Origin of the sequence: Nesterenkonia halophila (assembly GCF_009467795.1) — a bacterium.
GTDB classification, from domain to species: domain Bacteria; phylum Actinomycetota; class Actinomycetes; order Actinomycetales; family Micrococcaceae; genus Nesterenkonia; species Nesterenkonia halobia.
Genome location: NZ_WIAX01000012.1, coordinates 59,648 through 74,179, shown reverse-complemented (window position 1 = coordinate 74,179; position 14,532 = coordinate 59,648). Strand labels below are relative to the sequence as shown.

The following is a 14,532-nucleotide window of genomic DNA, read 5'->3' as shown; positions in this document are numbered from 1 at the left end:
CGAACGGGCCCGGTCCCTCCACGGAGGGGCCGGGCCCGTTCGTCGTCTGTGTCCGGGGAGCGGGCGGGGAACGGCCGCCGGGGCCGGTCAGCGTCGACGCCTCCGGGCGCTCAGCGCTGTCCGCGCACGATCGCTCGCAGCCGCTCCAGCCGCTCGGCGACGGCGCGTTCCTGGCCGTTGCCGCTGGGCTGGTAATAGTCGACGCCGACGAGCTCGTCGGGCGGGTACTGCTGCGGCACCACATGGTGCGGCCCGTCATGGGCGTAGGAGTACTCCGCCCCGTGCCCCATGCGTGCCGCGCCGGCGTAGTGGGCGTCGCGCAGGTGGGGCGGCACGGCGCCGGTCCGTCCGGCCTTCACATCGGCGATGGCGGCGTCGAGCGCCTGATAGGAGGCGTTGGACTTCGGCGCGGTGGCGATGTGCACCGTCGCCTCGGCGAGCAGGATGCGCGCCTCGGGCATGCCGATGAGCTGCACGGACTGGGCGGCGGCCACGGCCGTCTGCAGGGCCGTGGGGTCGGCCATCCCGACCTCCTCGCCGGCGGCGATCACCAGGCGCCGGGCGAGGAAGCGGGGGTCCTCGCCGGCGACGATCATCCGCGCCAGCCAGTGCAGCGCGGCATCGGGATCGGAGCCGCGCAGCGACTTGATGAATGCCGAGATGATGTCATAGTGCTGATCGCCGTCGCGGTCATAGCGCTGCACGGCATGGTCCATCGCCTGCTCGGCGTCGGCGGCGGTGATCACCCCGGCGCCCTCGGCGTCGTCCTGGCGACCTGCGGCGACGGCGGCGGCGGCCTCCAGCGTGGTGAGCACCCGCCGGGCGTCGCCGCCGGACATCCGCAGGATGTGGCCGCGGGCGTCGTCGTCGAGCGTCAGCGTGCGGTCCAGCCCGCGCGGCTCGGTCAGCGCACGGTCGAGGAGTCCGCCGAGGTCCTGCTCGGTCAGCGGCTGCAGGGTGAGCATCAGCGAGCGGGAGAGCAGCGGGGAGATGATCGAGAAGGACGGATTCTCCGTGGTCGCGGCGACCAGGATGATCCAGCCGTTCTCCACTCCGGGCAGCAGGGCGTCCTGCTGGGCCTTGTTGAAGCGGTGGATCTCGTCGAGGAAGAGCACTGTGGTCACCCCGCGCAGGTCCCGGTCCTCCAGAGCCTGGTCCATGACCTTGCGGACGTCCCTCACGCCGGCGCGGATCGCCGAGAGCTCGACGAAGCGCCGTGTGTCGCCGCGGGCGATGACGTGGGCGATAGTGGTCTTGCCGGTGCCGGGCGGGCCGTAGAGGATGACTGACGCCGGGCCCGCCGGGCCTCGCGAACCCTCGGCGAGCACGCGCAGCGGCGAACCGGCGTCGAGCAGATGCTGCTGGCCGACGATCTCGTCCAGCGACCGGGGCCGCATGCGCACGGCCAGCGGCGTGTGACGTCCGGTGCCGGAGGCCCCGCCCCCGCCGTCGTCGGACTGTGCGCTGGAGAACAGGTCCCCGCCGAGCTGATCGGTCACCGTCGCCTCCTCGCCGCCGTCGTCGTCCGGATCCGCCCCGACTCTATCGCGCCGGAACCGGCCGCCGCGCCTCGGGGCGGCGCCGAACAGCGCTGAGCGGCACTGCGCAGCACTGGGCAGCACTGGGCGACACCGGGCGACACCGGGCGACACCGGGCGGCCCTCGGCGGGACGTGCCAGACTAGGGGCATGCGTGCTGTCATCCAACGCGTCTCCCGCGCCCACGTCCGGCTGACCGGCGACGACGACCCCGGGGCGACGGCGAGCGGCTTCGACGGCGAGGGCTTGGTCGTGCTGCTCGGCGTCACCCATCAGGACACCGCCGAAGAGGCCGAGCTGCTGGCCGACAAGATCGTCGGGCTGCGGATCCTGGCGGGGGAGCGCTCCTGCGCCCAGGCCGCGGCTCCGCTGCTGGTGGTCAGCCAGTTCACCCTGCACGCCGACGTCCGCCGGGGTCGTCGGCCCTCGTGGAGCCGGGCGGCCCCGGGGCCGGTCAGCGAGCCGCTCTACGAGTCCTTCGTCTCCGCGCTGCGGCGGCTCGGCGCACGGGTGCACACCGGCAACTTCGGCGCGGACATGGAGGTCGAGCTGGTCAACGACGGGCCGGTGACGCTCGTCGTCGACACCGACGAGCTGAGCGGCCCGCGGCGGGGCGGCGCCTGACGGCGTTCCGCCGCCGGGCGCCGCCGCGCCTCAGGACTCGTCGACCGGCTGCTTCGCCGCGCCCTGGGTGCCCTCGCCCGGTGCCGGCTCGGGCGTCGCGTCCACGCCGGCCTCCTGGCGCTGCTGGGTCGTGATCGGCGCCGGAGCGGCGGTCAGCGGGTCGAAGCCGCCGCCGGACTTGGGGAAGGCGATGACCTCGCGGATCGACTCCTCGCCGGCCAGCAGGGCGACCACGCGGTCCCAGCCGAAGGCGATGCCGCCGTGCGGCGGGGCGCCGAACTGGAAGGCGTCGAGCAGGAAGCCGAACTTCTCGCGGGCCTCCTCCTCGCCGATGCCCATGACCTCGAAGATCCGCTCCTGCACGTCCTGCCGGTGCACACGCAGCGAGCCGCCGGCGATCTCGTTGCCGTTGCAGACCAGGTCGTAGGCGTTCGCCAGCGCGGCGCCGGGGTCGACGTCGAAGGAGTCGGCGAACTCCGGCTTCGGCGCGGTGAAGGCGTGGTGGACGGCAGTCCAGGCGCCCGAGCCCACGGCGACGTCGCCGGCGGCGGTGGCCTCGTCGGCCGGCTCGAACATCGGCGCGTCGACCACCCAGACGAAGGACCAGGCGGCGTGGTCGATCAGCCCGACCGTCTCGGCGATCTCCACGCGGGCCGCGCCCAGCAGCCCGCGGGAGGCGGTGACCTCGCCGGCGCCGAAGAAGATGCAGTCGCCGGGGTTCGCGCCCACGGCCTCGGCGAGGCCGGCCTTCTCGGACTCGGAGATGTTCTTCGCCACCGGGCCGGAGAGCTCGCCGTCCTCGCCGACGAGCACATAGGCCAGGCCCTTGGCTCCGCGCTGCTTGGCCCACTCCTGCCAGGCGTCCAGCGTCCGCCGCGGCTGGGAGGCTCCGCCGGGCATGACCACCGCACCCACGTAGGGGGACTGGAAGACCCGGAACGGGGTCTCGGCGAAGTACTCGGTCAGCTCGGTGAGCTCCAGCCCGAAGCGCAGGTCCGGCTTGTCGGTGCCGTAGCGCGCCATCGCCTCGCGATAGGTGATGTGCGGGATGGGCGTGTCGATCTCCACGTCGATCAGCGCCCAGAGCCGACGGATCAGCTCCTCGGACCAGCCGATGACGTCCTCCTGGTCGACGAAGCTGGCCTCGATGTCCAGCTGGGTGAACTCCGGCTGCCGGTCGGCGCGGAAGTCCTCGTCGCGGTAGCAGCGCGCGATCTGGTAGTAGCGCTCGAAGCCGCCGACCTGCAGCAGCTGCTTGAACAGCTGCGGCGACTGCGGCAGCGCGTACCAGGAGCCCGGCGCCAGGCGGGCCGGCACCAGGAAGTCGCGGGCGCCCTCCGGCGTCGAGCGGGTCAGCGTCGGCGTCTCGATCTCGGTGAACCGCTCGGCGTGCAGCAGCTCGCGGGCGACCCGGTTCGCCTCCGAGCGCAGCCGCAGCGCCTTCTGCGGGCCCTCGCGGCGCAGGTCCAGGTAGCGGTGGCGCAGCCGCGCCTCCTCGCCGACCTCCTGGTGGGCGTCCATCTGGAAGGGCAGCGGGTCGGCGGCGTTCAGCACCGTCACCGTGGAGGCGATGACCTCGACCTCGCCGGAGGCCAGCGCGGGGTTCTCATTGCCCGCGGGTCGGCGCTCGACGGTGCCGGTGACCTGCAGGACGAACTCGTTGCGCAGCGCGGCGAAGTCCTCCTCCTCGCGGACGACGACCTGCACCACGCCGGAGGCGTCGCGCAGATCGAGGAAGGCCACGCCGCCGTGGTCGCGGCGACGGGCCACCCAGCCCACCAGGGTCACGGTCTCGGAGATGTGTGCGGCGTTCACGTCGCCGTTGTGCAGTGTGCGGAGCACGTCGTCCTTCCTTCAGGCCCTCCGTCGGTCGCGGAGCGGGCCGGTCGCATCGGCTGGTCGGAGCCCGGATCGGCTCAGCTCTCCCGGGGGAGCGGTCGTCCGGATGATTCTGTCACTGGCGGGCCGGCGGGAGCGCGGGCGGCCGCCCGCGGCGCCGCGGAGGGCGACTCCGCGGTCACTCAGCGGTCACTCGACCGGCACCACGCGCGGGGCGGCGGCCTCGAGCGGCGGAGCCCAGGTCTGCGGGTCGGCGGGAGCCTGCTCGCCGGAGCGGATGTCCTTGACCTCGTGGTTCCCCTCGGCGTCGGTGAACCAGACGAAGGGGATGCCGCGTCGGTCGGCGTGGCGGATCTGTTTGCCGAACTTCTCCGCGGTCAGCGCGACCTCGACGGCGATGCCGCGGGCGCGCAGCTGATCGGCCACGTCCTGGGCCGCACCCCAGTCCTCGTCGGTGCGCAGGGTCATGTAGACCGCGCTTGGCACCGAGCGGGTGGCGGTGACGTCCTTCAGGATCTGCGAGACCAGCCGGGTGACCCCGATGGAGAGGCCGACGCCGGGGAAGGTCCGCTTCCCCGTCGAAGCCAGCGACTCGTAGCGCCCGCCCGAGCAGATCGAGCCCAGCCCCTCGCGGCCGACCAGCACCGTCTCGCAGACCGTGCCGGTGTAGTAGTCCAGTCCGCGCGCGATGGACAGATCGGCGACGACGCGGCCGGGGACCCGGCGCTCCAGCTCGCCGACGACCTCGGTCAGCTCGGTCAGGCCCTCTTCCAGCAGCTCGTGCTCGCCGCCCAGTGCGCGGACCTGCTCGACGAAGGAGGTGTCCTCGGTGCGGATCTGGGCGAGCTTCAGCGCCTTGGCGGCCTGCTCCTCGGTGGCGCCGGCGGTCTCGGCGAGCTCGGCGGCGACCTTCTCCGGGCCGATCTTCTCCAGCTTGTCGATCGCCCGCAGCACGGCGGCGGTGTCCTCCAGGCCGATGGAGCGGTAGAAGCCCTCGGAGAGCTTGCGGTTGTTCAGCCGCAGCCGGAAGTCGCCGAGGGGCAGACGCTCCAGGGCGCGGGCCATGACGACGACCATCTCGACGTCGCTGCGGAAGGGCAGCGCGCCGTCGCCGACGATGTCGATGTCGGCCTGGGTGAATTCGCGGTAGCGGCCCTCCTGCGGCCGCTCGCCGCGCCAGACCTTCTGCATCTGGTACCGGCGGAAGGGGAAGGCCAGGTGTCCGGCGTTCTCCACCACGTAGCGGGCGAAGGGCACGGTCAGGTCGAAGTGGAGCGCCAGCCGGGCGTCTCCGGCAGAGGCTTCGTCGTCCTGCAGCCGGGAGATCCCGTAGATCTCCTTGTCGATCTCGCCCTTCTGCAGCAGCGTGTCGATGGTCTCGACCGCGCGCGCCTCCACGGAGGCGAACCCATGGGCCTCGAAGACCTCCCGCAGCGTGTCGAGCACATGCAGCTCCACGAGGCGCTCGTCGGGAAGCCACTCGGTGAAGCCGGAGAGGGAGGTCGAACGTGCCATGGAGGGTGCGCGCTCCTCGTGATCGTGGGGTGATGCGGGCAGTGCGGCGCGGCGTCGGCGCGGCGCCGGGACGAGCCCGGACCGCGGGTCCGGGGCCGCAGGACATCATACCGGCCGTCGGCGGCGTGCGGTGAGCCGGACGCCGGCCTGCCCCGGCCGGGCCGATGCGGCTGAGGCGCAGCTCACCGTCGACGAGTCCGGGCCGGTAGGCTGGTGGACATGAGTCCCGCAGTGAAACCCGGTCACCACGAGACGTCGGCGGAGCAGGCGCGTCAGCTCGCCCGCGTCGACGACGAAGGACACGTCTACGCCCTCGCCGCCGGACAGCCCCAGCGACGGTCGGACGAGGCGGCAGGCCCCGCGGCCGACGCCGAGCGGACGGCCGACGGCGACGGAGACGGCGCGCCCGACTCCTCAGCCGCCTCGTCGTCCGAGAGCTCCGCGAGCTCTCCGGACTATGTGGGGCAGTACCCCGAGGCGACCGCCGACGAGGCGCTGCTGTACTTCGCCCGGAAGTTCGACGACCTCTACGACCGGGCGCTGCTGCTGAAGGCCCGGGTGGAGTCCGCCGCCGACGGCGCCAGACCGCTGCGCGAGAGCATGCAGGCGCTGCGCCGCGAGCTCGAGTCGGGGCCGTGGGTCGGCGACGTCGCCGCACTGGGCGGCGTGCTCGACGAGATCGCCGCCGGCGTGGACGGGCTCGCCGCGCAGGAGACGGCCGAGGCCGAGGCCGCAGTGGACGCCCACCTGGCCGTGCGCGAGGAGATCGTCGCCGAGGCCGAGCGGCTGGCCGCCGCCGACCCGGACCAGCAGCACTGGAAGACCGCCCAGCAGCGCATGCAGGAGCTCTTCGACGCCTGGAAGGCCGAACAGAAGAAGCCGCCGCGGGTCACCAAGGCCCAGGAGGACCCCTACTGGAAGCGGTTCCGCGCGGCCCGCAGCACGTTCGACAAGAACCGTCGGGCCTTCTTCAGCCGACGCGACCAGCACCACGCCGAGGTCAAGCAGACCAAGGAGGAGCTGATCGCCCGGGCCGAGGAGCTGCAGCACAGCACCGACTTCGGCCCCACGACGAAGGCCTTCCACCGGCTCATGGATGACTGGAAGGCGGTCGGCCGCGGGGCGCGGAAGACCGACGACGCCCAGTGGGCGCGGTTCCGCGCGGCGCAGGACGTCTTCTTCGCCGCCCGCGAGCAGGCCAACGCCGAGACCGATGCGCAGTACGCGCAGAACCTGGCGGCCAAGGAGCAGATCCTCGCCGAGCTCGAGGAACTGATGCCCTTCACCAAGCCCGACCAGGTCCGGGAGCAGTACCACGCGCTGCTCGAGCGGTGGGACGAGGCCGGCCGCGTGCCGCGCGGCGACGTCAAGCGCATGGAAGGTGCGGTGAAGCGGATCCAGGATGCCTTCCGCGAGGCCGAGGATGCGCAGTGGCGGCAGGCGGACCCGGAGACCCGGGCACGGCAGGACTCGATGCTCGCGCAGCTCGATGAGACCATCGGCGAGCTCGAGGAGTCGCTGGCGGCGGCTCGCGAGCACGGCGAGGAACGACGCATCAAGGAGGCCGAGGAGGCGCTCGAGGCCCGGCGCAGCTGGCGGCGGATGCTCGCCGGCGAGTGAGGCCGTCCGCCGGCGGGCGCGCCGTCGTCGGCTCCGGGCCCGGTCGTCGACTCCGGACGCCGAGCGCGGCGACACGCCCGCCGCACGTCCCGAAGCGGTCCGCGCCCCGCTGATCACGGATGGATTACGATAGGCGACGAGCATTCCGGCCGGACCGGCCGGCGGGTGCGCGGGCCACGTTCCGGACCGCCCGTGCGGCGACTCCGTCGCGACGCGGCACCGGCGTCCGACGACGGACCGGCGCCCGCCAGCCCTTCGACGACCAGTGAGGACCCCCGCGTGAGCGATGACCAGCCGCCCGAGCACGGGTCGCGGCGGCGGCGAGCCGAGCAGAGCCCGCCGCCCCCGGGCAGCGACGCATCGGACGGGGGCGAACCGGACTCGGCGGAGTCGCTCGCCCAGTCCGCCGAGACTCCCGCGGAGGTGCCCATCGGCACGGCGGCCGCCGGCCCGCCGTCGCCCGCGACGGCGGGCACCGTCTCGCTGGACGCCGTGCTCTCTCAGGACCCGGCGGAGCCCGCGAGCGATCCCGAGCGCGGGCCGGAGGGCGAGACGGACGACGACGCCGGCCCCGGGGCCTCGGAGGATCCGCAGGACCGGGACCCCTCCGAGGCCCCGCTCGACGCCCGGCTGCTGGGAGCCGACGAGCACATCGAGCACGATGCCGAGGGCACTCCGGTGCTCATCAGCTCGTCCGACTACGGCCGCGGCTACCAGACGGTGACCCCGCTGGCCGGCGCGCCGGGGCGCCGCATCCTCGACAAGCGGCGCCAGCGTCGTCGGCGGCGCAACATCACGCTGGTCTCGGTGCTGGCCGGACTGGTGGCGCTGATGGTGGTCCTGGCTGTGGTCTTCCGGACCGTCTTCGGCGGCGTCTTCAGCGAGCCCGAGGACTACGACGCCGTCGCCGGCGGACCCGTGACCTTCACCGTCGAGCGCGGCGACGGCTGGGGAGCGGTGGCCCACGAGCTGGCCTCCGAGGGCATCGTCGCCAGCGCCGAGGCCTTCGACCAGGCGCTGCAGGACGCCGAGGAGATCGGCACGCTGCAGGTGGGCGACTATGAGATGAACGAGCAGATGCCAGCCGAGGACGCCGTCGGCGTGCTCTCGGCCGAGCAGGAGAGCCAGCTCTACGTGGCGCTGAGCTCCGGCACCCGCCTCGACGCCGCCTACGACGCGATCGCCGAGGCCACCGAGTACTCCGCCGACGAGCTCCGGGACGCCGCCGAGGACCCGACGGAGTTCGGACTGCCCGAGCAGGCCGAGAGCCTGGAGGGCTATCTGGCCGCCGGCGAGCATCGATTCCCCGTCGACGCCGGTGCGGCCGAGATCCTGCAGCAGATGGTCGACGAGACGCTGGGCAGGCTCGAAGACGCGGGCGTGACGGATCCGGCCGAGCAGTACGAGGCGGTGACCAAGGCCTCGCTGCTCACCGCCGAGGCGCAGCCGGACGACTACCGCACCGTCGCCGGGATCATCGAGAACCGGCTGCAGCCGGACAACTCGGAGACCGACGGATACCTGCAGATCGACTCGACGGCGAACTACGGGCTCGAGCAGCGCGATCTGCATCTGAGTCGCGATGAGCTGGACGACCCGGAGAACGAGTACAGCACCCACGCCCACCGCGGCCTGCCGCCCGGACCGATCGAGGCGGTCACGAAGGACGCGATCGAGGCGGTGGCCGACCCGGAGGACAACGACTACTACTACTGGGTGACCACGAACATCGCCACCGGCGAGACCAAGTTCGCCGAGACCTACTCGGAGCATCAGGAGTACGTGGACGAGTACGACGCGTACTGCGAGGAGAACCCGGACATCTGCGGCGACGGCGACGCGCCCAACACCGAGACGCGCAACGAGTGAACCCCATGACCGACGGACCGGACCGAGCCGGAGGCGCCGTCGCCGCGGACGGCGCCGCGGAGGCGACGCCGATCGCCCGCGCGGCGGTGCTGGGCAGCCCCATCGGCCACTCCCTCTCGCCGGCGCTGCACGGCGCGGCCTACGCCCATCTGGGGCTGGCGGCGGAGTACACCCGCCGGGAGGTCGACGTCGACGGCCTGCAGGCCTTCCTGGCCGCCGCCGACGCCGATCCGTCGGGGCCGCCCTGGCTGGGCTGGTCGGTGACCATGCCGCTGAAGGCCGCCATGGTCGAGCATATGGACGCCGTCTCGGACCGGGTGCGCCGACTCGGGGTGCTGAACACCGTCGTCCACCGGGACGGTCGGCGCCGCGGGGAGAACACCGACGTCGACGGCATCGTCGCCGCGCTGCGCGAGGCCCGCCCGGAGGGACTCCGACCGGCCGCCGGCGGAGTGTCCGAAGCTCCCTTCGCCCTCGTCGGCGCCGGGGCGACGGCGGCGGCGACGCTGGCCGCCGCCGCGGAGCTGGGCTTCGTCGACGTCCGCTGCCACGCCCGGGCGCCGGAGCGCGCCGAGACTCTGCGCCCGGTGGCCGAGACGCTGGGGCTGCGGCTGCTCACCCTGCCGCTGGAGGACCTGGTGGACGACCTCTCCGGCCGGGGCGCGCATCCGACTCCGGCCGCCGTGGTCTCCACGCTGCCGCCGTCCGCCGCCGACGGACTCGCCGAGCAGCTCGCCGCCCCCTCGGCGGGGCGCGGGGCGGCTGGCGAAGGCGGCGCGCCGCGCACCGCCGAGGTGCCGCTGCTCGACGTCGCCTACGATCCCTGGCCCTCGCGGCTGGCCACGGCCTGGGAGTCTCGCGGCGGCGTCGTGGTCAGCGGACTGTCGATGCTGCTGCACCAGGCCGTCGCCCAGGTCGACCTGTTCACCGCCGCGACGCCGCGTCCGGCGGCGGAGGAGCCGCCGGAGAGTCGGGCGGCGATGGTCGCGGCGATGCGCGCGGCCGTCGACCTGCCCGGCTGACGCGCGGCGGCGCGGACCGCGTCCACGATGCGGGACCGGCCCGCCCGCCCCCTCGGCGCGGGACCTCGACATGGCATGATGGAGCCATGTTGCGTTGGCTGACCTCCGGAGAATCGCACGGCCGCTCCCTCGTCGGGATCCTCGAGGGCCTCCCGGCCGGAGTCCCCGTCTCGACTGAGGACGTGCAGGCCGCGCTGGCCCGCCGGCGGCTGGGATACGGTCGCGGCGCCCGGATGAAGTTCGAGCAGGACCAGGTCAGCCTGCTGGCCGGCGTCCGCCACGGACTGACCCTCGGCGCGCCGGTGACCATCGAGGTCGGCAACACCGAGTGGCCCAAGTGGGAGAAGGTCATGGCCCCGGATCCGGTCGACCCCGCCGAGCTCGAGGGCCTGGCCCGGAATGCGCCGCTGACCCGTCCGCGACCGGGCCACGCCGACTACACCGGCATGCAGAAGTACGGCTTCTCCGAGGCTCGGCCGGTGCTCGAGCGCGCCTCCGCCCGCGAGACGGCCACGCGCGTCGCGCTGGGCACGCTGGCTCAGCAGTTCCTCGCCCAGCTGGACATCACTACGGTCTCGCACACCACCGCCGTCGGCCCGGTGGAGGTGCCCGAGGACGTCGAGACGCCCTCGGCCGCCGACGTCGAGCGGCTCGACGCCGACCCGCTGCGCTGCACTGATCCGGCGACCTCCGAGCGGATGGTGGCCGAGGTGGACGACGCGCACAAGGCCGGCGAGACGCTCGGCGGCTCCGTGGAGGTCGTCGTCGACGGCCTGCCGCCGGGGCTGGGCTCCTACGTGCACTGGGACCGCCGGCTGGACTCCCGGCTGGCCGGTGCGCTCATGGGCATCCAGGCGATCAAGGGCGTCGAGCTCGGCGACGGCTTCCGCACCACGCGGCGTCGCGGCTCGGCCGCCCACGACGAGATCGAGCCCGACGGCGAGGACGTCCGGCGCAGCAGCAACCGTGCGGGCGGCGTCGAGGGCGGCATGAGCATCGGCACTCCGCTGCGCGTGCGGGCCGGCATGAAGCCCATCGCCACTGTGCCGAAGTCGCTGCGCACGGTAGACACCGCGACCGGAGAGGCCGCCACCGCCCACCACCAGCGCTCGGACGTCTGCGCGGTGCCGGCCGCCGGCGTCGTCGCCGAGGCCATGGTCGCGCTGGTGATCGCCCAGGCGGTGCTGGAGAAGTTCGGCGGAGACTCGGTCGCCGAGGTGCGCCGCAACCTGGAGGGCTATAAGCAGAACCTGCCGCGGCTGGGCGAGCAGCCCGGCGTCGCCGGCGCGGACGGGGACCCGCTGCAGGCTCCGGCGGCGATGCAGGACGAGTGAGCATGGACGGGGGTGTCAGGGTGTCCACAAGCGAGGTCCCCGTCCCGGAGCCGCATCAGGGTGAGCCGCGCAGCATCGTGCTGATCGGCCCGATGGGCTCGGGCAAGTCCACCGTCGGCGCGGCGCTGGCCCGTCGGCTGGCGCGGCCGCACGTCGACAGCGACCATTTCTTCGTCGCGCGCCACGGGCCGATCGCCGACTTCTTCCGCGGCCATGGCGAACAGGCCTTCCGCGCCGAGGAGGAGCGGCTCGTCGCCGAGCTCCTCGACGCGCCGCGCCCGTCGGTGATCAGCCTGGGCGGGGGCTCGGTGCTCTCGTCCGCCACGCGCGAGCGGCTGCGTCCGCATCTGGTGGTGATGCTGGACCTGACGGTGGAGCAGGCGCTGCCGCGGCTGGGCGACGGCTCCTCCCGTCCGATGCTCGGCGGGGATCCGGCGGCCCGGTGGGCCGAGACCTACGCCGCCCGCGAGCTGCTCTACCGGCAGAGCGCCGACGTCGTGCTCGACCCGGCCGATGGGACGATCGAGCAGAGAGTCGATACCATCGTTGCGCAGCTGGACCGCGGCCGACGAGCCCGGTCCGACGACTGAGCGTCCCACCCCGTCAGGAGAAGACCAGACTCGATGAACGACCAGGCCGATCCCGCACCCGAGCCCGATCAGCGCCCGCAGGGCGAGGAGACGGGCGCCGAGCAGACCTCCGCGCCCGCCGGCGAGGCGCCGGAGCCGACGACGATCACCGTCGGCGACGGCGGCGGATCGGGCGGCCAGGCGCTGGGCTACGACGTCGTGGTCGGCAACGGGCTGCTCGCGCGGCTGCCGGAGATGATCGGCACGCAGCCCGAGCGGGTGCTGGTGATCCATCCGCGCGCGCTGCGGGCGACCGGCGACGTCGTCCGCGAGGATCTGGAGAACGCCGGCTACAAGGCCGTCGTCGCCGAGATCCCCGACGCCGAGGAGGGCAAGCACATCCAGGTCGCGGCCTTCTGCTGGCAGGTGCTGGGGCAGAACGACTTCACCCGCTCCGACGCAGTGGTCTCCGTGGGCGGGGGAGCGGTGACCGACGTCGCCGGCTTCGTCGCCGCCACCTGGCTGCGCGGCGTGCGGGTGGTGCACATGCCGACCACGCTGCTGGGCATGGTCGACGCCGCCGTCGGCGGCAAGACCGGCATCAACACCGCCGAGGGCAAGAACCTGGTGGGCTCCTTCCACCAGCCGGCCGGCGTGCTGGCGGATCTGGACACGCTGCTGACCCTGCCGCGCAATGAGCTGGTGGCCGGGCTCGCCGAAGTGGTCAAATGCGGGTTCATCTCCGACGAGCGGATCCTGGAGATCATCGAGGAGCATCCGGAGCAGGCGCAGAATCCGCATTCGGCGCAGCTGCGCGAGCTCATCGAGCGGGCCATCGCGGTCAAGGCCGCCGTCGTCGGCCGGGATCCGAAGGAGGCCGGCCTGCGAGAGGCGCTGAACTACGGCCACACGCTGGCCCACGCGATCGAGCTCGCCGAGCGTTACCAGTGGCGGCACGGCGCGGCGGTGTCGGTCGGGCTCGTCTACGCCGCCGAGCTGGCGCGCAGCCTGGGCCGTCTGGACGACGCCGCCGCCGATCGGCACCGGTCGGTGCTGCAGCTGCTGGGCCTGCCGACGACCTACCGCGACGACCGCTGGAACCAGCTGCTCGAGGGCATCCGCCGGGACAAGAAGAACCGCGGCGACCAGCTGCGCTTCGTGCTGCTCTCCGCCCAGGGACAGCCGGCCACTGTCGAGATCCCCGACGCGTCGATCCTCTACGCCACCTACCAGGAGATCGCCGAGCCGGAGACGGCCGGTCCGGTGAGCCTGTAGAATCGACTGTCGGCGTCCGCCGGGGCCGCCCCGTCGCGTCGTCGCAGGACGCGCGCGGTGCGCCGACCGAGCACGCCGACGCCGACGACACGCCGTCGGCGTCGCGACCATGACCACGCGATACGAGCACGCGAAGAAGGGCAGTCTGTGGCCTCCTCCAACGACATCAAGAACGGAGCCGTCCTCGAGCTGGACGGCCAGCTCTGGACCACGCTGGAGTTCCAGCACGTCAAGCCCGGCAAGGGCGGCGCGTTCATCCGCACCAAGCTGAAGAACGTCACCTCCGGCAAGGTCGTGGACCGCACGTTCAACGCCGGGGCGAAGGTCGACTTCGCCGTGGTGGACCGTTCGAACTACCAGTTCCTCTACGTCGACGGCGACGAGTACGTCTTCATGGACCTGCGGGACTTCGACCAGATCGGCGTGCCGGCCGGGGTCGTCGGCGACGCGGCGAACTTCCTGATGGAGAACCAGGAGGTCACCGTCGCACTGCACGAGGGCACTCCGCTCTACATCGAGATGCCGCCGTCGGTGGTCATGGAGATCACATACACCGAGCCCGGCCTGCAGGGCGATCGCTCCTCGGGGGCGACCAAGTCGGCCACCGTGGAGACCGGCCACGAGGTGCAGGTCCCGCTGTTCGTCGAGCAGGGCACCCGCATCAAGATCGACACGCGGAACTCGGAGTACCTCGGCCGCGTCACCGACTGAGGCGCCGGCCGCCGCGGACGACGACGGCGGGCACGACTGACGACACGAGCGACGAGACGACGGACCCCAGGACGGACGAGGAACAGTGGCCAAACGAAGCAAAGCGCGCCGGCGGGCGCTGGAGATCCTCTTCGAGGCCGAGCAGCGCGGCGGCGATCCGCTCGAGGTGCTGCGGCGGCGCCGTGAGAGGGACGACATGGTCGTCAACGACTACACCGTGACTCTGGTGCAGGGCGTCGCGGAGGAGCAGGAGCGCCTCGACGAGCTCATCTCCACCTATGCCCGCGGCTGGACGTTGGACCGCATGCCGCGGGTGGACGTGATGGCCCTGCGCCTCGGCGCCTGGGAGCTGCTCAGCAACGACGAGATCCCCGACGGCGTCGCCGTCTCCGAGGCCGTCGCCCTGGTGCGGGAGATGTCCACCGACGAGTCCCCGACCTTCGTCAACGGTCTGCTCGGCCGGCTCCAGCAGCTCAAGCCCACGCTGGAGTGAGCCGCCGATCCCGTCCGGGCGTCTCCGCCGACCATGACGCGCGGCGCGCGCGGTCGGCGGCGACGCGCTAGGATGGAATCCGGCGCCGGCTCTCCGACGGCGACGGCGCCGACAACTGCACAT

12 protein-coding genes are annotated in these 14,532 nt (G+C 73.0%); 9 read left to right on the top strand and 3 right to left on the bottom strand.

Annotated features, from left to right (window positions below):
- Positions 1-110: 110 nt before the first annotated feature.
- On the bottom strand, positions 111-1,499 hold the full coding sequence (locus tag GCL72_RS05945) for a replication-associated recombination protein A (protein ID WP_153143795.1): 1,389 nt from the start codon (positions 1,497-1,499) through the stop codon (positions 111-113).
- 189 nt (positions 1,500-1,688) lie between these two features.
- Here GCL72_RS05945 and dtd point away from each other — a divergent pair, with 189 nt between their 5' ends.
- Positions 1,689-2,162: a D-aminoacyl-tRNA deacylase gene (gene dtd / locus GCL72_RS05940; RefSeq protein WP_153143794.1), complete on the top strand. Its 474-nt coding sequence runs from the start codon at positions 1,689-1,691 to the stop codon at positions 2,160-2,162.
- 30 nt (positions 2,163-2,192) lie between these two features.
- Here dtd and aspS read toward each other — a convergent pair whose 3' ends face one another.
- Entirely contained in the window at positions 2,193-4,004 is a 1,812-nt protein-coding gene (gene aspS / locus GCL72_RS05935; RefSeq protein ID WP_153143793.1) for an aspartate--tRNA ligase, read from the bottom strand.
- 186 nt (positions 4,005-4,190) lie between these two features.
- Positions 4,191-5,516 (bottom strand): histidine--tRNA ligase, encoded by a 1,326-nt coding sequence (hisS, locus tag GCL72_RS05930; protein WP_153143792.1) that lies wholly within the window; start codon positions 5,514-5,516, stop codon positions 4,191-4,193.
- A 219-nt stretch (positions 5,517-5,735) separates the two neighbouring features.
- Between hisS and GCL72_RS05925 the strand changes: the two genes are divergently transcribed.
- The 8 genes from GCL72_RS05925 (at position 5,736) to nusB (ending at position 14,409) form a co-directional block, all read left to right on the top strand.
- The gene (locus GCL72_RS05925) at positions 5,736-7,136 is read left to right on the top strand and encodes a DUF349 domain-containing protein (RefSeq protein WP_153143791.1); all 1,401 of its coding nucleotides are present in this window, start codon (positions 5,736-5,738) and stop codon (positions 7,134-7,136) included.
- Positions 7,137-7,415: 279 nt separating this feature from the next.
- On the top strand, positions 7,416-9,005 hold the full coding sequence (locus GCL72_RS05920; RefSeq protein WP_153143790.1) for an endolytic transglycosylase MltG: 1,590 nt from the start codon (positions 7,416-7,418) through the stop codon (positions 9,003-9,005).
- 5 nt (positions 9,006-9,010) lie between these two features.
- Complete coding sequence (locus tag GCL72_RS05915; protein ID WP_153143789.1) at positions 9,011-10,027, top strand: shikimate dehydrogenase family protein; 1,017 nt, start codon at positions 9,011-9,013, stop codon at positions 10,025-10,027.
- 86 nt (positions 10,028-10,113) lie between these two features.
- Entirely contained in the window at positions 10,114-11,361 is a 1,248-nt protein-coding gene (gene aroC / locus GCL72_RS05910) for a chorismate synthase (protein WP_153143788.1), read from the top strand.
- A 20-nt stretch (positions 11,362-11,381) separates the two neighbouring features.
- Positions 11,382-11,951, top strand: a complete 570-nt coding sequence (locus GCL72_RS09775; protein WP_211364984.1) for a shikimate kinase — start codon at positions 11,382-11,384, stop codon at positions 11,949-11,951.
- 33 nt (positions 11,952-11,984) lie between these two features.
- Positions 11,985-13,205 (top strand): 3-dehydroquinate synthase, encoded by a 1,221-nt coding sequence (gene aroB, locus GCL72_RS05900; protein ID WP_153143786.1) that lies wholly within the window; start codon positions 11,985-11,987, stop codon positions 13,203-13,205.
- 147 nt (positions 13,206-13,352) lie between these two features.
- Positions 13,353-13,916 (top strand): elongation factor P, encoded by a 564-nt coding sequence (efp, locus tag GCL72_RS05895; RefSeq protein WP_153143785.1) that lies wholly within the window; start codon positions 13,353-13,355, stop codon positions 13,914-13,916.
- Positions 13,917-14,001: 85 nt separating this feature from the next.
- On the top strand, positions 14,002-14,409 hold the full coding sequence (gene nusB, locus GCL72_RS05890) for a transcription antitermination factor NusB (RefSeq protein WP_153143784.1): 408 nt from the start codon (positions 14,002-14,004) through the stop codon (positions 14,407-14,409).
- Positions 14,410-14,532 lie beyond the last annotated feature (123 nt).

What these genes read in the sequence shown, in the direction of transcription:
- dtd (WP_153143794.1), top strand. Translation starts at nt 1,689, where the DNA reads ATGCGTGCTGTCATCCAACGCGTCTCCCGCGCCCACGTCCGGCTGACC.
- GCL72_RS05915 (WP_153143789.1), top strand. Translation starts at nt 9,011, where the DNA reads ATGACCGACGGACCGGACCGAGCCGGAGGCGCCGTCGCCGCGGACGGC.
- aroB (WP_153143786.1), top strand. Translation starts at nt 11,985, where the DNA reads ATGAACGACCAGGCCGATCCCGCACCCGAGCCCGATCAGCGCCCGCAG.
- hisS (WP_153143792.1), bottom strand. Translation starts at nt 5,516, where the DNA reads ATGGCACGTTCGACCTCCCTCTCCGGCTTCACCGAGTGGCTTCCCGAC.
- aroC (WP_153143788.1), top strand. Translation starts at nt 10,114, where the DNA reads ATGTTGCGTTGGCTGACCTCCGGAGAATCGCACGGCCGCTCCCTCGTC.
- GCL72_RS05925 (WP_153143791.1), top strand. Translation starts at nt 5,736, where the DNA reads ATGAGTCCCGCAGTGAAACCCGGTCACCACGAGACGTCGGCGGAGCAG.